18 protein-coding genes are annotated in these 20,406 nt (G+C 60.0%); 12 read left to right on the top strand and 6 right to left on the bottom strand.

All coding sequences use genetic code 11. From position 1 onward, the window contains the following. Positions 1-20 precede the first annotated feature (20 nt). A complete protein-coding gene (gene rhlB, locus PSH94_RS04905; protein WP_370694744.1) occupies positions 21-1,484 on the top strand; it encodes an ATP-dependent RNA helicase RhlB in 1,464 nt (487 codons plus the stop codon). 42 nt (positions 1,485-1,526) lie between these two features. Here the strand turns inward: rhlB and moaE are convergent, their stop codons facing one another. Genes moaE through moaC form a run of 3 tightly spaced genes read right to left on the bottom strand, consistent with a single transcriptional unit; the run spans position 1,527 to position 2,691 of the window. Further along, positions 1,527-1,976: a molybdopterin synthase catalytic subunit MoaE gene (moaE, locus tag PSH94_RS04900; RefSeq protein WP_181078453.1), complete on the bottom strand. Its 450-nt coding sequence runs from the start codon at positions 1,974-1,976 to the stop codon at positions 1,527-1,529. Positions 1,977-1,978: 2 nt separating this feature from the next. Next, positions 1,979-2,221, bottom strand: coding sequence for a molybdopterin converting factor subunit 1 (gene moaD, locus PSH94_RS04895; protein ID WP_181078455.1), 243 nt, complete (start codon positions 2,219-2,221; stop codon positions 1,979-1,981). Beyond that, the gene (moaC, locus tag PSH94_RS04890) at positions 2,218-2,691 is read right to left on the bottom strand and encodes a cyclic pyranopterin monophosphate synthase MoaC (RefSeq protein ID WP_305436654.1); all 474 of its coding nucleotides are present in this window, start codon (positions 2,689-2,691) and stop codon (positions 2,218-2,220) included. Before moaC ends, moaD begins: the two co-directional genes overlap by 4 nt. A gap of 187 nt (positions 2,692-2,878) precedes the next feature. Between moaC and PSH94_RS04885 the strand changes: the two genes are divergently transcribed. From PSH94_RS04885 to ribD, 6 genes are all read left to right on the top strand, one after another. Beyond that, entirely contained in the window at positions 2,879-3,325 is a 447-nt protein-coding gene (locus PSH94_RS04885; protein WP_181078458.1) for a DMT family transporter, read from the top strand. Positions 3,326-3,415: 90 nt separating this feature from the next. Beyond that, complete coding sequence (locus tag PSH94_RS04880; RefSeq protein ID WP_305436652.1) at positions 3,416-4,162, top strand: class I SAM-dependent methyltransferase; 747 nt, start codon at positions 3,416-3,418, stop codon at positions 4,160-4,162. A 64-nt stretch (positions 4,163-4,226) separates the two neighbouring features. Further along, a complete protein-coding gene (locus PSH94_RS04875; protein WP_305436651.1) occupies positions 4,227-5,234 on the top strand; it encodes an SUMF1/EgtB/PvdO family nonheme iron enzyme in 1,008 nt (335 codons plus the stop codon). A gap of 71 nt (positions 5,235-5,305) precedes the next feature. Next, positions 5,306-5,905, top strand: a complete 600-nt coding sequence (gene ribA, locus PSH94_RS04870) for a GTP cyclohydrolase II (RefSeq protein ID WP_181078464.1) — start codon at positions 5,306-5,308, stop codon at positions 5,903-5,905. Positions 5,906-5,974: 69 nt separating this feature from the next. Further along, entirely contained in the window at positions 5,975-7,678 is a 1,704-nt protein-coding gene (locus tag PSH94_RS04865) for a WD40 repeat domain-containing protein (protein ID WP_305436650.1), read from the top strand. Continuing rightward, positions 7,675-8,781 carry a bifunctional diaminohydroxyphosphoribosylaminopyrimidine deaminase/5-amino-6-(5-phosphoribosylamino)uracil reductase RibD gene (gene ribD / locus PSH94_RS04860; RefSeq protein WP_305436648.1) on the top strand — a complete coding sequence of 369 codons (1,107 nt, stop codon included), beginning with the start codon at positions 7,675-7,677 and terminating at the stop codon, positions 8,779-8,781. Before PSH94_RS04865 ends, ribD begins: the two co-directional genes overlap by 4 nt. Here ribD and PSH94_RS04855 read toward each other — a convergent pair. Further along, complete coding sequence (locus PSH94_RS04855; protein ID WP_181078469.1) at positions 8,760-9,686, bottom strand: LysR family transcriptional regulator; 927 nt, start codon at positions 9,684-9,686, stop codon at positions 8,760-8,762. The genes ribD and PSH94_RS04855 overlap by 22 nt on opposite strands. Before the next feature lie 47 nt (positions 9,687-9,733). Between PSH94_RS04855 and PSH94_RS04850 the strand changes: the two genes are divergently transcribed. From PSH94_RS04850 to PSH94_RS04840, 3 genes are read left to right on the top strand one after another with little or no spacing between them, the layout of a single operon-like run. Continuing rightward, a complete protein-coding gene (locus PSH94_RS04850; protein WP_181078471.1) occupies positions 9,734-10,147 on the top strand; it encodes a VOC family protein in 414 nt (137 codons plus the stop codon). A gap of 23 nt (positions 10,148-10,170) precedes the next feature. After that, positions 10,171-11,322, top strand: a complete 1,152-nt coding sequence (locus PSH94_RS04845; RefSeq protein WP_181078473.1) for an efflux RND transporter periplasmic adaptor subunit — start codon at positions 10,171-10,173, stop codon at positions 11,320-11,322. Then, positions 11,319-14,381: a MexW/MexI family multidrug efflux RND transporter permease subunit gene (locus PSH94_RS04840; RefSeq protein ID WP_305436645.1), complete on the top strand. Its 3,063-nt coding sequence runs from the start codon at positions 11,319-11,321 to the stop codon at positions 14,379-14,381. The genes PSH94_RS04845 and PSH94_RS04840 overlap by 4 nt, the downstream gene beginning before the upstream one ends. A 46-nt stretch (positions 14,382-14,427) precedes the next feature. On the opposite strand, the gene PSH94_RS04835 is transcribed toward PSH94_RS04840, so the two are convergent. After that, positions 14,428-15,822, bottom strand: a complete 1,395-nt coding sequence (locus PSH94_RS04835) for a PhoH family protein (RefSeq protein WP_253510567.1) — start codon at positions 15,820-15,822, stop codon at positions 14,428-14,430. 342 nt (positions 15,823-16,164) lie between these two features. Beyond that, positions 16,165-17,286, bottom strand: coding sequence for a polysaccharide deacetylase family protein (locus PSH94_RS04830; protein ID WP_181078479.1), 1,122 nt, complete (start codon positions 17,284-17,286; stop codon positions 16,165-16,167). Positions 17,287-17,406: 120 nt separating this feature from the next. On the opposite strand from PSH94_RS04830, the gene yaaA reads away from it, so the two are divergent. Next, positions 17,407-18,186, top strand: coding sequence for a peroxide stress protein YaaA (gene yaaA / locus PSH94_RS04825; RefSeq protein WP_181078481.1), 780 nt, complete (start codon positions 17,407-17,409; stop codon positions 18,184-18,186). 835 nt (positions 18,187-19,021) lie between these two features. After that, entirely contained in the window at positions 19,022-20,338 is a 1,317-nt protein-coding gene (locus tag PSH94_RS04820; protein ID WP_305436643.1) for a nucleotide sugar dehydrogenase, read from the top strand. Positions 20,339-20,406: the final 68 nt, after the last annotated feature.

The following is a 20,406-nucleotide window of genomic DNA, read 5'->3' as shown; positions in this document are numbered from 1 at the left end:
AACCAATTAATGAGATCACCGTGCTCGAAGCACTCAAGAAGATGTTCGGCAAAAGCGAGGCTGAGCCGCTCGCGCCTGTTCCCAGCGCCCCTGTCCCGACACACGGCAGCCGCAGTGACGGTCAACAGCCCGGCCGGACCGCACCTGCCGTCCAGCCCGATAAGCCGACGGTGATGGCGCCCCAACAGGCAACGCCTGCTCAAGCCGCCCCAGCCCCTCAGCCCAAGGCCCCACGGCGTGAACGCGCGCCCAAACCGCCGGTCATCCCGTGGAAACTCGAAGATTTCGTCGTCGAACCTCAGGAAGGCAAGACCCGCTTCCATGACTTCAAGCTGGCCCCGGAACTGATGCATGCCATCCAGGACCTGGGTTTCCCATACTGCACACCGATCCAGGCGCAGGTGCTGGGCTTTACCCTGGCCGGCAAAGACGCCATCGGCCGCGCCCAGACCGGCACGGGCAAGACCGCTGCGTTCCTGATCTCGATCATCACCCAGTTACTGCAAACGCCGCCGCCCAAAGAGCGCTACATGGGTGAACCGCGCGCGCTGATCATCGCGCCTACCCGTGAACTGGTGGTGCAGATCGCCAAGGACGCCGCCGACCTGACCAAGTACACCGGCCTCAACGTCATGACGTTCGTCGGCGGCATGGACTTCGACAAGCAGCTCAAGCACCTCGAAGCGCGCCACTGCGACATTCTGGTGGCCACCCCGGGCCGCCTGCTGGACTTCAACCAGCGCGGCGACGTGCACCTGGACATGGTCGAAGTGATGGTGCTGGACGAAGCCGACCGCATGCTCGACATGGGCTTTATCCCGCAGGTGCGCCAGATCATTCGCCAGACCCCGCCAAAGGCCGAGCGCCAGACCCTGCTGTTCTCCGCGACCTTCACCGAAGACGTGATGAACCTCGCCAAGCAGTGGACCACCGACCCATCGATCGTCGAGATCGAAGCCGAGAACGTGGCCAGCGAAAATGTCGAGCAGCATATCTACGCCGTGGCCGGCGCCGACAAATACAAACTGCTCTATAACCTGGTCAATGACAACGGTTGGGAGCGGGTGATGGTGTTCGCCAACCGCAAGGATGAAGTGCGCCGCATCGAAGAACGCCTGGTGCGCGATGGCGTCAACGCTGCGCAACTGTCCGGTGATGTACCGCAGCACAAGCGCATCAAGACCCTGGAAGGTTTCCGCGAGGGCAAGATTCGCGTGCTGGTGGCTACCGACGTGGCAGGCCGCGGGATTCACATCGACGGCATCAGCCACGTGATCAACTTCACCCTGCCGGAAGTGCCTGACGACTATGTGCACCGGATTGGCCGTACCGGCCGCGCGGGCGCGGCGGGTGTGTCGATCAGTTTTGCCGGTGAGGATGACTCCTACCAGTTGCCGTCGATCGAGGCGCTGCTGGGCCGCAAGATCAGCTGCGAGACACCGCCGACGCATCTATTGCGAGCCGTGGAACGCAAACGCCCCTGAGCTGAATGCGATAAGCTGATTTTGAGATAGGTCTTCGGCTGGCTACTTCCAGCGATCCGCCGCGGCGTGGTCGCTGTCCCGCCCTTCCACCCAGCGCGCACCTTCCGGTGTGTTTTCTTTCTTCCAGAATGGCGCGCGGGTCTTCAGGTAGTCCATCACAAATGCACAGGCGTCGAACGCGGCCTGGCGATGGGCGCTCGCCGCCGCAACAAACACGATCGGCTCGCCCGGTTCCAGGGCGCCTACGCGGTGCAGCACCTGCAGCTTGAGCAACGGCCAGCGCTGCTCGGCTTCCACGGCGATCCTGGCCAGGGCTTTTTCGGTCATGCCCGGATAGTGTTCCAGGAACATGCCGGACACATCGCGGCCATCGTTGAAATCGCGTACATAGCCTACAAAGCTCACCACCGCCCCCACGCCAACATTCGCGGCATGCATGGCGTTGACTTCCGCGCCGGGGTCAAAGGCCTCGGCCTGCACACGAATGGTCATGCTCAGCCTCCAGTCACGGGCGGGAAAAATGCCACTTCGTCGCCGGCCTGCACCGGCTCATCGAGGTCACACAACTCCTCGTTGCGCGCACACATCAGGCTCGTCTCGTTAAGTACGGCAAACTCCGGATCACAGGCCAACGCCAGGCGCACGGCGTCGACAGTGGCGAACTCACCTTCCATCTCCAGCGAATCGAAGCCTACCGCTTCGGCGTATCGCGCAAAAAACAATACGTTGATGCTCATGCCTGGTCCGCCTTGAAATGCCCGCTCTTGCCGCCGAGTTTTTCCAGCAGACGAATGTTTTCGATGGTCATGCCGCGATCCACCGCCTTGCACATGTCGTAGATCGTCAAGGCCGCGACGCTGGCGGCGGTCAACGCTTCCATCTCCACGCCCGTCTGGCCGGAGAGTTTGCAGCGCGCCACGATATGCACCGCATTCTCGCCTTCGGCACTGAGCTCGACCCTGACACCGGTCAGCATCAGAGGATGGCAAAGGGGGATCAGATCACTGGTCTTTTTCGCGGCCTGGATCCCGGCGATGCGCGCCACCGCGAACACGTCGCCCTTGGGATGAGCGCCGTCGACGATCATTTTCAGGGTTTCGGGCAGCATGCGCACACGCGCTTCGGCCACGGCCTCACGGAACGTCACGAATTTATCGGTGACGTCGACCATATGGGCGCGACCTTGGGAATCGAGATGAGTCAGCACAGCGATACTCCTGATCGGGAGCGCCGATTGTAAACCCGCCGGTCAACATCGCGCACGCCTGATTCCGCTGCGCGGCCAAGTAGCAGCCAATGGCCGATCAGCGTGACGAATACGGCTCATCAGAACAAAGAATTGGCGCCGTTAAACCGATCACCGTAAAACTTTAAAAAAACGGAAAGCAAACTCCATGACCTTACTGATGTTTGTCCTGCTCAGTTTATTCGCCGGTTTCGCAGTGCCCTTGCAAGCAGGGACTAACGCCAAACTGGGCAATCTCCTGGGCCACCCTTTGTGGGCAACCGCCGTTTCCTTATTGGTCAGCCTGGTCGTGCTCATCGTTGTCATCATTGTTGTAAAAGCCCCCCGCCCAAACTTATCGACGGTACAAGAAGGTCCATGGTGGATTTGGATGGGCGGTGTCGCGGGTGTGTTTTACATCACCGTTGCTTTATTGATGGCACCGCGGCTCGGCGCACTAAATTTCATCATGGCGGTGTTGGTCGGCCAACTTATCGTTTCAATTGCGATTGACTACTTTGGCCTGATCGGATTTCCCAAGCAGTCTATTAATATCAATAAATTGGTCGGCGTGATTGTCGTCATAGGAGGTTTTCTTATTACAACGCGCACATGAAAATGAAAGACGGGTCACCGAAACAGAAGACTTCTTCATGTTCCCGAGTCAGGGATTGACGACAGCTATTATTTTTAAAAAGGTGAGGCAATGACTAAGCAATCTGCAACCGCTACATATGACGCTATTGGCGAACGCTTCGAGGCTTTCACGGATACGGCCTCCCAGCGTTCAGTAGAAACCGCGACGTTTTTCCATATGGTCGGCGATGTCAAAGGCAAGTCAGTACTGGACTTGGCCTGTGGCTTCGGTTTCTTTGGCCGCGAGTTATATCGCCAGGGCGCGAGTAAAGTGGTTGGGGTGGATATTTCCGCCTCGATGATAGACCTGGCTCGCAAGGAATCGGCGCGTAACCAGGAAGCGATCGAGTACCACGTCAGCGATATCTGTGATTTGGGCATACTCGGCAAATTCGATCTGATTACCGCAGCATGGTTATTCAACTATGCCGACTCGCCGGCAAAGCTGGACAAGATGTTCCAAGTGGCCGCCAACAACCTCGCCCCCGGCGGCCGCGTCGTGGCCTACACCGTGGAGCCGACGTTCCAACTGCAACGCGGCAACTTCACCAAGTACGGCGTACATGTGCTGACCGAGGAAGCCCACGAGGGCGGCTTTCGTCACCACGCTGAATTCGTCACCCAGCCACCCAGCGCCTTTACCTTTCATCGCTGGAGCCGTGAGCGTTATGAGCTGGCAATCATGAAGGCCGGTTTCCCGCGCCTGCAATGGCAAAAACCCATCATCTCTGATGCCGAACGGGCCAAGCATCCTGAGGGCTACTGGGATGACTTCGAGCGCAACTGCCTGCAGACCGGACTGATCTGCACCCGATGAAAGCCGGGCGCGCCGCATCTGGATACGCGTGCCTTTTCCTTATCGCAGCAGGATAACCAGCGTTATGACTTCCAAGGGTTTCAACCATTGGCCGGTGTTCGACGGCCCCCTGACCCCCGAGATGACCGACCGATTTTTGATGGGCCTGCCTGAACACTTCCAGGGCGCGCTTAACCTGAAGCTACCCCTGACCGCCTGGCGCCAGCTCGCGGAAGAGTCCATCGAACAGTTGGCTGACCGCGTGGAAAACCCAGTCTCGCCACTCGCCTGGCGCTATGCCGCCGCCCAACTGCTGGCCCTGACCGTGGACCCGCGGCTCGACGTGCTCAATCCGGCAATGATCCACATCAGTGGCGGCCAGGTGGAAATCGGCTTGGCCGAGACGGCGGTGGATCAGGTCATGCACGACCTGCAGGGCCTTGGCCTGGATCGCGACTGGATCGCCAAGGAAGTACCGCGCCACCCGGTGTACCTGCAACCCTACGCAATTGGCAAATACCCGGTCACCAACCTCGAATACCGCGCCTTTCTCGAAGCCTCAGGCCAGGCGCGGATTCCCGAAAGCTGGGCGTTCGGCCAATACCCCAACGAACGCGCCAACCACCCGGTGTACGGCATCACCGCTGAAGACGCCGATGCCTACGCCGCCTGGCTCAGCGCGGCGAGTGGCCAGGCCTACCGGCTGCCCACCGAAGCCGAATGGGAATACGCCGCGGCCGGCCCGGAAAACCTCGAATACCCCTGGGGCCCGACTTTTCTGCCGCAGCACGCTAACACCGCTGAAATGGGCCTGTTCGACACCACGCCGGTCGGCCTGTTGATTGATGGCGCATCGCCCTTTGGCTGCCTGGACATGGCCGGCAATGTCGAAGAATACGTGATCGATGACTATGCCCCCTACCCCGGTGGCACGGCCATCACCGACGATCTGGTCAATGTGGTGGGCACTCATCGCATAGCCCGCGGCGGCAGTTTCACGCGCTTCCGCGACCTGACACGCAACTACCGGCGCCACGGCAAATATCCGCGACAGATTTATGTAATGGGTTTTCGCCTCGCCAAAACCCTGTAGCCCCTCCTTGTCTTAAAACGAAAGAATTCAGAACAAAAACGCGTTAATCATTCAGCATGGAAGGAACCGCCATGAACCGCCTAAGCGTACGCAGTCACGTAGATATTCCCTTGGATGACACTTCGAATCCGGGGACTTTTTATACTTTCAGCGGACTCGAAACCGACCACGAACATATTGTCATCAAACTGGGACCGGCCAATCCAGTCAGTCCATTAGTCCGGATTCATTCCGAATGCCTGACGGGTGATGTTTTCAGTTCACAACGCTGTGATTGTGGTCCGCAATTAAATGAGTCTATCGAGCGTATGCGGGAAGTCGGTGGTTATTTGATTTACCTGCGCCAAGAAGGTCGGGGAATCGGACTATATGCGAAGTTGGATGCTTATCGCCTGCAAGATTCCGGCATGGATACGTTCGAGGCAAACGCCCATCTTAACTTCCCCGAAGATGGACGCGACTTCTCCATGGCCGCGGGCATGTTGAAAGCATTGAATATCAAACACTGCCAATTGATCACCAACAACCCGGATAAAGTCCAGGCCTTGGTGGATAACGGTATCGTGGTCGATAACGTTATTCCTACGGGTGTATTCGTGACGCGCCACAACACCCATTACCTGCAAGCAAAAGTCGATAAGAAAAATCACGTCATCAAACTGGTGAAATAACTCGCTCGCGCGGCTGAATCATTCAGGTCGCCCGCAATAAGCCAACCTCAACATTAAGGATAATGACGCATGAGACATTTTGGCCCTATCAGCGGTATTGCAACGTTCAACGACACCTATGTCGCCACCGCCGGGTATGACAACCAAGTCATTCTCTGGGACGCGTGCACCAAGACGCCGATCCAGCGCGTACTCCACGATCACCTGGCCAACCAATGCGCGTTCAACGCCAGCGGCACTCTGCTGGTCAGTGCCAGCAGCGACTACACCGCTCGGGTCTGGGAAATCCCTTCGTTGCGCCTGAAAAGCGTGCTCGTTGGCCACGATGACGACATAGAAATGGCCGCCTTCTCGCCAGACGGCCAGACCATCGCCACCTGCTCGCGCGACCACACCATCCGCCTGTTCGACCTCAGCGGGCAAACCCGGAAAATCCTGACCGGCCATGAGGCCGATGTAATCTCGGTGTGCTGGGCCGCCGACGGCCAGACCCTGGTGTCGAGCAGCGATGATGGTTCGATCCGCCGCTGGGATGCCGCCACCGGCGAGCAACTGGACATTATCGACCTCGGCGGCGTCGAGACCGACACCGTGGCCTTGTCCCGCGAAGGCATCATATTTGCCGGCGACGACGAGGGCAAAATTTCGGTGATCAGCAGCAGCGGTACCTACCTGCAACCGGCCCACGCCGCCGGGATCAAGCGCATTGTGTGGAACGACGCGCAACGCATGCTGGTCAGCTTGAGCTATGACCGTTGCGTGATGCTGTGGAAACTGACCGCCGCCAATCAACTTGAGAAAACCGCACAGACCTCACTGCCAAGCATCATCTGGCCACGTAGCTGCGCATTGCTCGGCGACCAGCGCATCGCCTTCGTAACCTTTGGCTCCACCTACGCCACTTGGGATTTCACTACTCAGCAATGGGACATCGGCGGCATCGAGCCGGCCATCAGCCTGAACGCGGTGACGGTGGTCGGCGACGACATTTACAGCATCGGCGACGCCGGCATCCTGCAGATCAATGGCCAGCCCAGCACCATGGCCGGCAGCCTGTGCAACTTCCTGCTGCCATTCGGCGCCAGCGTGCTGACGGGCGGACAGATGGGCACGGTGTTCGACGCCAAGACCGGGGACGTGGTCTACCAGCACCGCTCGCCGCTCAACTGCGGCACCACCTTTGAAAAGGACGGCGAGCTGCATGCCGCGATCGGTACCTACACCGGCGAAGCCTTGATCTTCAAGCTGGTGGATCAACAGCCGCAATTTCTGCGCGAAGTGCGCATGCACGAAAACGCGATCAAGGGCATCGCGGCGGATGAGCAGTATCTGTTCAGCGTGTGCGCGACGGCGGCGGCGGCGTTTTTCCGGATTGCCGACTTCGAACTGGAGACCTATCTCGACAAAGCCCACGACCGCATCTCCAACGGTTGCACGCAGATCCAGGGCGGCTTCGCCAGCATCGGCCGCGACCTCAAGCTGCGCCTGTGGCAGGCCGGTAACAGTGAAGTCTACGACACCCCGCATAGTCACTCGATCAAGTGCATCGCCATCTCCAAGGACCGTAAGATGATCGCTACCGGCAGCTACGGCGGCACCGTGGCCGTGTTCGACCTGGCCAGGCGCAGTTGGGCAAAGGTGGAGAAGATCACCGCCAGCGGTATCTCCTGCCTGACCCACGACGCCGAGGGCAGCGGCTTCCTGGCCAGCGCCTACGATGGCCGCATCTATCCGATCGCCGTCCAGGCCTCGGCACGGCATTCACGCCAATGACCCACTTCAGCGAAATCGACTTTCAACATATGCACCATGCATTGTCGTTGGCCGAGCGCGGCATTCACTCCACCTGGCCCAATCCTCGGGTCGGGTGTGTCATCGCTCACGGTACGCATATCGTGGGTGAAGGCTGGCATCGGCGTGCGGGTGGTCCGCACGCCGAGGTGTTTGCCCTGCGCCAGGCCGGCGCCCTGGCCAGGGGGGGCACCGCTTATGTGACGCTCGAACCGTGCAGCCATGTCGGCCGCACGGGCGCCTGCCACCAGGCGCTGATCGAGGCCGGCGTGGCCTGCGTGATCGTGGCCCATGAAGACCCGTTCAAGCAGGCCGACGGTCGCGGCATCGCCGAACTGCGCGCGGCCGGGATCGAGGTCAAGGTCGGCTTGCTCAACGTCGCGGCGCGGGAACTCAACCGGGGATTTTTATCCACGGTCAAGCGCCAGCGCCCCTGGGTGCAACTGAAGATGGGCATGAGTCTGGACGGCCGCACCGCGCTCAACAACGGCAGCTCGCAGTGGATCACCAGCGCCCGGGCGCGCGCCGACGTGCAGTATTGGCGAGCGCGTAGTGCAGCGATTCTGACCGGCAGCGGCACCGTACTGGCGGACAACCCCTCGCTCACCGTGCGTGAAATGGCGTCCGCCGAGGCTATCGCGCCATTGCGGGTCATCCTCGACAGCCAGGCACGCGTGCCGCAGACCGCACGCGTGTTCGACGACCAGGCGCCGAGCCTGCATGTGATGCACGAACGCCATGTGCCGCAAGGGGCGAACGGCGAACGGCTGCTCGGCCTGCCGGGCAGTCAGCAGGGCCTGGATCTGCACGCCCTGATGACTCACCTGAGCCAGCGGGGCCTGCATGACGTCATGGTTGAAGCCGGTCCGACGCTGGCCGGCAACTTGCTGCGCGCGGGCCTCGTCGATGAGTTGCTGCTCTATGTGGCACCGCGGCTGCTGGGCGACCTGGCACGTCCGCTGGTGCATCTGCCGGAGCTGGAACACCTGACGCATTCGCTGGACTTCACCCTGTACGACGTTACTCAATTGGGGCAGGACCTGCGCCTGCGCCTGCGCCCCGATCAGTCGACCGGCATGGTATGAGCCACCACTTGCTTGACCTGGTCGCGCAACCACGCATGTGCCGGATCGTCACAGAAACGCTGGTGCCAGATTTGCACAAAGGGAAAGCGCGGAATGCTGAACGGTGGCGGCAATCGCACCAGATCCGGGTTAAGCAAGGTGTCTTCCAGGGTGCGCGTCGCCACGGTGAGGATCAGGTCCGTGTTGTGCAGCAGGCTCGGCGCGGTGCGCCAGTGCGGCACGCTGACGGCGATACGACGGCGCAAGCCTTCGGCGCGCAGCAAGCTGTCCACTTCGCCATTCGTGCCGCCGTCCATGGACACCTGGATATGCGGGCGCTCCAGGTAGCTCTCAAGATCCAGCACGCCTTTCTTGGGCAAGGTCCGCCGGTCAAGCAGGCAGGAAAAGCTTTCCTCGAACAACACTTCCATCGACACATCGGGCGTCAGGCTGGGGAATACCCCCAAGGCCAAGTCGATCTTGCCCTGTGCCACTTGCTCGAACATCCCATGCCGGCTGCCCTGAGTCACTACCAGGGTAGTGTTCGGCGCCTCGTGACGCAGTCGCACCAGCAACTTTGGCAAGATAATCGCCGCGCCGTAATCCGACATCGCCAACTGGAAGGTGCGTTGGGAGCTGGCCGCGTCGAAGTCGATGGACTTGCCGAACAAGGTTTCGATCTGGCTGAGAATCTCCCGCAGCGGCCCCTGGAGGTTTTGCGCCAAGGCGCTGAGCATCACCTCGTTGCCGTCGCGGATCAGGATCGGATCGTCCAGCAGCGCCCGCAGCTTACTCAGGGAATGACTGATGGCCGGCTGGCTCAAATGCAGACGCGCCCCTGTGCGGGTGACGTGTTTTTCGGTCAGCAGTGCGTCGAGCACCACTAACAGATTCAAATCGATATTGCGCAGTAAGACCGTGATCATGCGGTGAATTCCATTTCAGGGAGCAACCCTTCAACAAGGAGCAAACCATGCCTCAAATCAAACGAATTATTGAGACCGCGCTGTATGTGGATGACCTCGAGCGCGCCAAAGCATTTTACAGCCAGCACCTGCAACTGGAGGCGATGGTCGAGAGCAGCGTGCTCGTCGCGTTCAACGTCGGTCAGCAGAATACTCTCTTGTTGTTCAAACGGGGCGCCTCCCTGCACACCAAATACTTGAGCGGCGGCGAGATCCCGCCCCATGACGCCAACGGGCGTATCCACATCTGTTTCGCCATCGACGCCGAAGACCTGCCAACCTGGGAACAGCGTCTGGACGCGGCCAATATCGCTATCGAAGGGCGTACGCACTGGCCCAAGGGTGGGTCGAGTGTGTACTTTCGCGACCCGGATGCGAATCTCGTCGAACTGTTGACACCGGGCTGCTGGCCCATCTATTGATGACTCTTCAAGGAATGAAGCTTATGCCTTACGTCAGCACACCGGGACGTGCCGTTTCCCGAACCACCGTAACGTTGCTGATCGCCGTGCTCCTGCTGCTCGCCGTGGCCTGGGGCCTGTGGCGCTGGAGCCATCCGGCCGTTGCCGCCTATGCCCCGGCGCCGATAAAAGTTGCGATTGAGCCGGTCAGCGGTGCGCCGTTCTCCCGCTACCTGGAGGCAATTGGCGAGCTGGAAGCGGTGCAACAGGTGAGCGTGCCCGCCGAGGTCGGCGGGCGCGTCGTGCAGTTGCCGGTGGAATCCGGTCAGCGCGTCGAGCGCGACCAGGTATTGGTCAAGCTCAACGATGCGCCACAGCGCGGCAGCCTGATGCGCCTGCAAAGCGAGCTGGAAAACGCCAAGGTCAAGTTGGAACGCTCGCGCAGCCTGGTCAAGGTCAACGCCATTTCCCACGAAGCCTATGACAATGCCCAGACCGAGTACACCACCGCTCAAGGGGCCCTGCAGGAACTCAAGGCGCAGATCGACCAGTTGACCATTCGCGCGCCGTTCGCCGGCACACTGGGAATTCGCAAGGTGCACCTGGGGCAGTACGTCAACCCAGGCGACAGTCTGATCAACCTGGTCGGCGACCAGGGTTTGTACGTCAATTTCAGCGTACCGGAACAAGCTTTGGCGCAACTCAAAGTCGGTAACAGCCTGAACGTGCAACTTGATGCCCTGCCGGGGCAGCGCTACACCGCGCGCATCAGCAGCATCGACCCGTTCCTCGATCGCTCGCGCACCCTGAGTGTCCAGGCCCTGCTGCAAGCGCCGACACACGGCGCCTTGCCGCGCATGTTCGCCAAAGTGCGCCTGCCCCTGCCGCCGTCGAGCACTACGCTGACCGTGCCGGAAACGGCGATCACCTATAACGCCTACGGCGAAGATGTATTTGTGGTGCAGCCCGCGCCAGACGCCGACACCCCGCCGACTGTACGCCGAGTGCTGGTCAAGACCGGCGAACGCCGCGATGGCCGGGTGGTGATCGACTCAGGTTTGAATCCGGGTGAACAGGTGGTCATTTCCGGGCAGATCAAGCTCAGTGACGGCGCTGCCATCGAGCCCATGGAACGCACCGTATTGAACGATGCGAACGTGCCCGCGCGATTGAGCATGACCGGAGACCAGCCGTGAAATTCACCGACCTCTTCGTGCGCCGCCCGGTGCTGGCCCTGGTGGTCAGCCTGCTGATCGTGCTGACCGGCCTCAAGGCTTACCTCGATCTGCCCGTGCGCCAGTACCCGCTGCTGGAAAGCTCGGTGATCAGCGTCACCACTGACTATCCCGGCGCTCCCGCCGAACTGATGCAGGGCTTCGTGACCCAGCCGATCAACCAGTCGCTGGCCTCGGTGGAAGGCGTGGACTACGTCAGCTCGTCCTCAGTGCAGGGCCGCAGCCAGATCACCTTGCGCATGGCGCTCAACCAGGATTCGGCCAAGGCCCTGAGCGATGTGATCGCCAAGGTCAACCAGGTCAAATATCGCCTGCCGGAACAGGCTTACGACCCGGTGATCGAACGCTCCGCCGGCGATGCAACGGCGGTGGCCTATGTGGGTTTTTCCAGTGACTCGCTGTCTGCTTCGGCCCTGAGCGACTACCTCAGCCGCGTGGTGCAGCCGCTGTTTTCCACCATCGAGGGCGTAGCCAAGGTCGAGACTTTCGGTGGCCAGCGCCTGGCCATGCGCCTGTGGCTCGACCCTCAACGCATGGCCGGCCACGGCATCAGTGCCGCCCAGGTCGAACAGGCGATCCGTGCCAACAACTTCCAGGCCGCGCCGGGCCAGATCAAGGGTCAATACGTGGTCTCCTCGATCCAGGTCAATACCGACTTGAGCAGCCTGGATGAGTTTCGCGACATGGTCCTCAGCAACAACGGTGATCGCCTGCTGCGCCTGCGCGATATCGCCACGGTGGAACTTGGTTCGGCCGTCTATGAAACCAGCGCCTTGATGGATGCCAAGCCGGCGGTGCACCTGGGCCTGTACGCGACGCCCACGGGCAACCCGCTGCTGATCGTCGCCGATATAAAGCGCCTGCTGCCGGCCATCGAGAAAACCCTGCCGCCGGGGGTCAACGTGGCCTTGGCGTTCGAGACCGCACACTTTATCGAGGCATCGATCATCGAAGTGATCGAAACCCTGATCGAAGCGATCCTGATCGTGGTGGTAATCATCTACCTGTGCCTGGGCTCGGTGCGCAGCGTGATCATCCCCATTGTCGGCATCCCGCTGTCGATGCTCGGCGCCCTGGGCCTGATGGCACTGTTCGGCTTCAGCATCAACCTGCTGACGCTGCTGGCCATGGTACTGGCCATCGGCCTGGTGGTGGATGATGCCATCGTGGTGATGGAAAACATTCACCGTCACCTCAAGGAAGGCCGCACGGCGTTGCAAGCCGCGCTGTTCGGCGCGCGGGAAATCGCCTCGCCGGTAATCGCCATGACCATCACCCTGGCCGCTGTCTATATGCCCATCGGCCTGATGAACGGCCTGACCGGCGCGCTGTTCAAGGAGTTCGCCCTGACCCTGGCCGGCGCGGTACTGGTCTCCGGGATCATCGCCCTGACCCTCACTCCAGTGATGTGCGCCAAGCTGCTGCCCAGCCACGAACATGAAGGGCGCATGAGCCGCCTGGCCGAACGCTTCTTCCAACGCCTGGCACGCCTGTATCAACGCGCGCTGCTCAGCTCGCTGCGCCAGCGTGGGCTGATCCTGCTGCTGGGCGCACTGGTGCTGATCAGCTTGCCCTGGCTGTACGGGCAGGCCAGCAAGGAACTGGCGCCGAATGAGGATCAGGGCAACCTGCTGCTGGCAATCAAGTCACCGCAACACGCCAACCTGGATTACGTGGAGCGCTACGCCTATCAGTTGAGCGAGATCCTCGGCCAGCTGCCGGAGGCCGTCAGTACGTGGATCATCAATGGCAACGACGGGGTGGCGGCCAGCTTTGCCGGGGTCAACTTCAGCGAGTGGTCGCAGCGCCAACGCAGCGCCGCGAGCATCCAGGCCCAATTGCAACAAAGCGTGGACGCGGTGGAGGGCAATTCGATTTTCGTGTTCCAGCTGCCGCCACTGCCCGCCTCGACCGGGGGCTTGCCGGTGCAGATGGTCATCCGCAGCACCGAGGACTACCGCTCGCTGTACCAGGCCATGGAAGAGCTGAAAACCCAGGCACGGGCCAGCGGACTGTTTGCGGTAGTCGACAGCGACCTGGCGTTCAACAACCCGGTGACCCAGGTGCGCATCGACCGCAGCAAGGCCAACAGCCTGGGAATTCGCATGCAGGACATCGGCAGTACCCTGGCGGTGTTGATCGGCGAAAACTACACCAACCGTTTCGCCCTGCAAGGCCGGTCCTATGATGTGATTCCCCAGAGCGAGCCGTCGCAACGCCTTACGCCCCAGGACCTGAATGCCTTCTACCTGGATACCGACGCAGGCCAGCAGGTGCCGCTGTCGACCGTGGTCAGCCTGCATGGCGTGATTGAGCCGAACAAGCTCAAGCAGTTCAACCAGCAGAACAGCGCGACCTTTCAGGGCATTCCAGCGCCGGGGGTCAGCCTGGGCCAGGCGGTGGCGTTCCTGCAGAAGTACAGCCAACAGCTGCCCGCCAGCTTCAGCCATGACTGGCAGGCCGATTCCCGACAGTTCATCCACGAAGGCAATGCGTTGATGTTGACGTTCCTGTTTGCGCTGATCGTGATCTACATGGTGCTGGCCGCGCAGTATGAAAGCCTGACCGACCCGTTGATCATCCTGATCACGGTACCTCTGTCGATCTGCGGCGCATTGATCCCGCTGGCCCTGGGCTTGGCCACGATCAATATCTACACGCAGATCGGCCTGGTGACGCTGATCGGGCTGATCAGCAAACACGGGATCCTGATGGTCGAGTTCGCCAACGAATTGCAGGTGCTGTACCGCTGCACCCCGGCGCAGGCGATCATCCGCGCGGCGCGGATTCGCCTGCGGCCGATCCTGATGACCACGGCGGCGATGGTGGTCGGCCTGGTACCGATGCTGTTCGCGTCCGGGGCCGGCGCCAGCAGTCGCTTTGGCCTGGGCCTGGTGATTGTGATCGGGATGCTGGTGGGCACGTTGTTCACGCTGTTCGTGCTGCCGTCGGTGTACACGCTGTTGTCGCGTGCGCATAAGCCGGCGATCGATTGGGCACTGGTCGAAAAAACCGCCTGATAAAAACGGGCGCCCCAAGGGACGCCCGTTCCAGTCAGTGCATCGTTTAGAGATGGGATTCGGCGTATTCGGCAAGAATCGAGCGAGGCACCCCTTGCAGCGCAATGTGCACGCCGTTCGGAAAGTCCTTGAAGCGCTCGGTCAGGTAAGTCAGCCCGGAACTGGTCGCGGACAGATAAGGGGTGTCGATCTGTGCCAGGTTGCCCAGGCACACCACTTTGGAACCGGCGCCGGCACGGGTGATGATGGTTTTCATCTGGTGCGGCGTGAGGTTCTGGCATTCGTCGATCAAAATCAGGCTCTGCTGGAAGCTGCGGCCTCGGATGTAGTTGAGGGATTTGAACTGCAACGGCACTTTGCTGAGGATGTAGTCGACGCTGCCATGGGTATTTTCATCATCCATGTGCAAGGCTTCGAGGTTGTCGGTGATCGCCCCCAGCCACGGCTCCATTTTTTCCGCCTCGGTACCGGGCAGGAAACCGATCTCCTGGTCCAGGCCCTGCACGCTGCGGGTGGCGATGATACGGCGATAGCGCTTGGTCACCATGGTCTGCTCGATGGCGGCGGCCAGGGCGAGGATGGTTTTGCCCGAGCCGGCGGCACCGGTCAGGTTGACCAGGTGGATGTCCGGGTCGAGCAGCGCATACAGCGCCAGGCTTTGATAGATGTCCCGCGGTTTCAGGCCCCAGGCTTCCTGGTGCAACAGAGGCTCCTGATGCAGGTCGAGAATCAGCAGCTTGTCGACCTGGATCTCTTTGATCCAGCCCACAAAACCCTGCTCATCGACAATGAATTCATTGATATGCACAGCCGGCAGGTTATCGGTGAGCTGAACCTGATGCCAGGTGCGGCCATGGTCCTGGCGGGTTTCGACCTTGCTGACGCGGTCCCAGAAGGAGCCGGTCATCATGTGATAACCACGGGAGAGCATCGACACGTCGTCGACCAGTTGGTCGGTGCTGTAGTCCTCGGCCGCGATCCCGCACGCGCGGGCCTTGAGGCGCATATTGATGTCTTTGGTCACCAGCACCACGCGCAGGTCCTTGTCGCGCGCGTGCAGGTCGATCAGTTGGTTGATGATCTTGTTGTCGTTGAGGTTTTCCGGCAGCAGGCTGTTGGGTTCGTTGCGCTTGCTCATCAGAATCGACAGCAAGCCCTTGGGCCCGCTTTTGCCGCGCTGGATCGGCACACCGACCTCAACGTCGTCGGGCGAAGCTTCGCCCAATGTCTTGTCGATCAGGCGGATGGCCTGGCGGCATTCGGCGGCAACGCTGTGGTGGCCGCTTTTGAGTTTATCGAGCTCCTCAAGCACGATCATCGGGATAGCGACGTGGTGTTCTTCGAAATTGAGCAGTGCGTTTGGATCGTGGATCAATACGTTGGTATCAAGCACGTAAAGGATTGGCTGGTCGGAAGAAGGGTTACGTCCATGATCATCCATACTCGGTCACCTTTGTGGGAGCCAGTCGACGCAATACCTGGGCGGTGCTGCGCCTCGATTCGACCACCGAATGCACCTGAGTGACGTCAAGTGCATTGCCCACATGAGGAGTCTTGGAAGACGCCACCTGTGCTGCAGGTTTCGGCGATCTGACTTCGTAATACCGCAAAACGTGTGACAGGAAAAAGCACTTTGACGCTTTTTTGAAGTTTATTTTTCAGGATGACGAATAGCACTAGCCGAGTGCCAGCCACGCCGTTAAAGTCGGAAGTCCGCCTGCATCGAAATGTCGCACCAAATCACCCCGAAAACCGCGCATCCCCAGCAGGGCCGGGCACTTTCTCAAAACGCTTCGCGACAGTCCTGCCAGCCGAGCCCGCTCTGCGCCGTTGCCTGCAACAACCAGGGCAACGCCACCCGCGCCTTGTCCTGCGTGTCATGAAACACAATCACCCCTTTGCGCCACAACAGCATCAGCGTGAGCACGCGCTGCGCCGATTCTTGTGCCTTGAGCCTGCCCGGCTCATCCTGGGAATCGATGTCCCACAACGCCACCTGCAAGCCCTGTGACTGGAAGAACCCCTGGCTGTCCGCGCGACGCTGACCATAGGGTGGGCGAAACAGTGGCACATAGTTTTCCGGCATCAGGTTCTGCGCCAGTGCAGCGCTGCGGGTAATCGAACTTTGCCAGTCCACCCAGTGGCTGTGGGAGCGGTACTGCCAGCCCTGGGTGCCCACGCACTGGCCTTGGTACAACGCCTGCACATCGGCGGCGGAGCTGCGCTCCAGGCGGGTCTGCAGGCTGCTGCCGAGGACAAAGAAAATCCCGTTCATCTTCTGTTTGCGCAGATAGTCGGCGAGCCAATCAGTGTTGCCGCTGACAGGCGCGGGGCCGCCGTCGAAGGTCAGCAGGAACAAACGGTCATTGAATTCATCGCCGTTGCGCTCATGTTCGCCGAAGCGCGCGACTTCGCTGCCGATCTGCGGAAACAGCGCGGCCTTGCGCAGCAACTCGTCCAGGTAGCGCTCATGGAAGGCATGACTGGGGGCAGCCCAATCTATATAGAAGGAGTTTGCGCTGACCTCGAACTTGCCGGCCTCTTCGCGCAGGTCGTCCATGTTTTCCACCAGATAGCAGAACGAGGCATCCACCTCGCAGCTCTGCTGGGCCACGCTGTAATTCTCCAGCAGGCGCCGCCACAGTTCACGACGCAGATCGTTGATGGCCGCCAGGTTGATGATCTTCAGCCCCAGCCGCTGCTTGAGCGCGGCGTCATCCTGAGTTTCGCTGGCCAGCAGGCTGTGAGCAAACATCAGGATTTCGGCACGCGAGCCCACATCGAACAATGCCGGGCTGGTGAGCTTTTCGGGCCAGGTGCCACGGTCCAGGCTGGCGACGTCCACCGACGCCGCCTGAGCGCTCATGCACAACAGACCAGCGGACAATAAAAGCGCTATTCGCACACAGGGTCTCCCTCTCCAGAACTACCGGCCATCATAGCGGATCGTGCCTATCGCCATCATAGGTGGAGTCAAATCGCCCAAGCCCCTAGAATCGCGCCCACGATTACAGGAGCCAACTTCATGCTGATGGTGATTTCCCCCGCCAAAACCCTCGATTTCGAGTCAAAGCCGGTCACTGCGCGCTTCACCCAGCCGCAGTACCTGGACCACTCACAGGAACTGATCGAGCAACTGCGCCAGTTCAGCCCGGCGCAGATCAGCGAATTGATGCACGTCTCCGACAAGATCGGCGGCCTCAACGCCGCGCGTTTCGGCAGCTGGACACCGGCCTTTACGCCCGAAAATGCCAAGCAGGCCCTGCTGGCGTTCAAAGGCGACGTGTACACCGGCCTCAACGCCGACACATTCAGCGACGCCGACTTCAGCTACGCCCAGGACCACCTGCGCATGCTCTCGGGCCTGTACGGCCTGCTGCGTCCGCTGGACCTGATGATGCCGTATCGCCTGGAGATGGGCACCAAGCTGGCCAACGCTCGTGGCAAGGACCTGTACGCCTTCTGGGGTACGCGGATCAGCGAATGGCTCAATGAAGCCCTCGCCGCGCAAGGTGATGATGTGCTGCTCAACCTGGCGTCCAACGAGTACTTCTCGGCGGTCAAACGCACGGCCCTGAACGCCCGGATCATCAATACCGAGTTCAAGGACCTGAAAAACGGCCAGTACAAGATCATCAGTTTCTACGCGAAAAAAGCGCGGGGCATGATGAGCCGCTTCGTGATCGAAGAACGCATCAACGACCCGGCCAAGCTTAAGGAGTTTGATGTACAGGGCTACCGCTTCAATGCGCAGCAGTCCAAGCCGGACAACCTGGTGTTCCTGCGCGATCATGCACCGGAATAAGGCCGTACCAGCCTTTCTCAGACAATGAAATCCAAATGTGGGAGGGGGCAAGCCCCTCCCACATTTTGTTTGCACTTCAGACAAAATCGCCATTTATTTGACGTCAAAAAATATCACGACACAACCCTATCAATAGTTTCACTCGACATTCATCGAATTTTTTCGTAGTGGCACTGGTTTTTTTTAACACTAGTGGCACAAAACTATCCCTGCGTGCCAACTCCCCATAACTACTGGCCCAAATAGCAAGTGCTATCAATATAGTACTAGTGCCATCTCTGCTCGTATTTCAAGAAATTTCAGGAAACAGGATGAGCGGCCAGGAACTTCGTCCTAAAGCGCCGCTCATACCACCGGTAACGAAATTCTCTGATGCTGTAAGAGATGACTTACATGGCGACCAAAGGAAGTAGCGAAGTTGTCACATTAACTTTGACTCATGGGTCATATTACCGACTGACTAGTTAAAGGCGGCAATAAGGAAGTATTGCCACGAACTATAAGGCCAAGGCTGCGCTTACCCCAATGGGTCAGTGAGACATCCCAAGGTTTTGATTTTTATAGGCTTATTGCCTCTGTCAAAGCTCTGTGGCACTGGCGCCAGGCCCTTCTCCCAGGAAGGCCGGCTGCATTTGAGGGCAAGCCCCAATAACAAGGCCATGTTGCGCCCTACTTGAGTGCAATTATTAGTCACTCACTATTTAACATGCCTGTACGCGGCAAGTCGGCGTCTATTCGCCCAACTTCCGCGGGCATCAGTGACGCTTGCAAACATGAACTCCGGCCATTTATTGGCATGATTAACACCGTCTTCAATGACAACGAGGTAAATGCGATGCGCATCAGCATATTTGGTTTGGGTTACGTTGGCGCTGTCTGTGCCGGTTGCCTGTCTGCCCGTGGCCACGAAGTAGTCGGCGTGGACATTTCCAAGGAAAAGATCGACCTGATCAACGCCGGCAAATCGCCAATCGTTGAACCGGGTCTGGGCGAATTGTTGAGCCAGGGTATCCAAACGGGTCGACTGCGCGGCACCACCAACTTCGCCGAAGCCATCCGCGATACCGACCTGTCGATGATTTGCGTCGGCACGCCAAGCAAGAAAAACGGCGACCTGGAACTCAACTACATCGAGTCGGTATGCCGCGAGATCGGTTTTGTTCTGCGTGACAAGACCAGCCGCCACACCATCGTGGTGCGCAGCACCGTGCTGCCGGGCACCGTGGCCAACGTTGTGATCCCGATCCTGGAAGACTGCTCCGGCAAGAAAGCCGGCGTCGACTTCGGCGTCGCGGTCAACCCGGAATTCCTGCGTGAATCCACCGCCATCGCCGACTACGACCTGCCACCGATGACCGTCATCGGCGAGTTCGACAAAGCCTCCGGCGATGTCCTGCAGTCGCTGTACGAAGAACTCGACGCACCGATCATCCGCAAGGACATCGCCGTTGCCGAGATGATCAAGTACACCTGCAACGTGTGGCACGCCACCAAGGTCACCTTCGCCAACGAGATTGGCAACATTGCCAAGGCCGTCGGCGTCGACGGTCGCGAAGTGATGGAAGTGGTCTGCCAGGACAAGACCCTCAACCTGTCCCAGTACTACATGCGTCCAGGCTTCGCGTTCGGCGGCTCGTGCCTGCCCAAGGACGTGCGTGCCCTGACCTACCGCGCCGGCTCCCTGGACGTGGAAGCACCGCTGCTCAACTCGCTGATGCGCAGTAACGAGTCCCAGGTGCAGAACGCCTTCGACATCGTCGCCGGCCACGACAAGCGCAAAGTCGCCCTGCTGGGCCTGAGCTTCAAGGCCGGTACCGACGACCTGCGCGAAAGCCCGCTGGTAGAGCTGGCCGAAATGCTGATCGGCAAGGGCTACGACCTGAGCATCTACGACAGCAACGTCGAGTACGCCCGTGTCCACGGCGCGAACAAGGACTACATCGAAGGCAAGATCCCGCACGTGTCGTCCCTGCTCAACTCGGACTTCGACGACGTGATCAACAACTCCGACGTGATCATCCTGGGCAACCGCGACGAGAAGTTCCGCGCCCTGGCCCATAGCGCGCCGGACGGCAAGCAAGTGGTCGACCTGGTGGGCTTCATGTCCAAGGCCACCAGCGTGAGCGGCCGCACTGAAGGCATTTGTTGGTAAGGGGCAGCGGCTAGTTTCAAGCGGCAAGCGGCAAGTTAGAAGCGATCGTTTTTCAGCTTATAGCTTGC

The organism is Pseudomonas sp. FP2254 (assembly GCF_030687695.1).
In the GTDB taxonomy this organism is placed as follows: domain Bacteria; phylum Pseudomonadota; class Gammaproteobacteria; order Pseudomonadales; family Pseudomonadaceae; genus Aquipseudomonas; species Aquipseudomonas quebecensis.
Note: the sequence above shows the minus strand (reverse complement) of the source record. Positions and strands in the feature narration are given on the sequence as shown.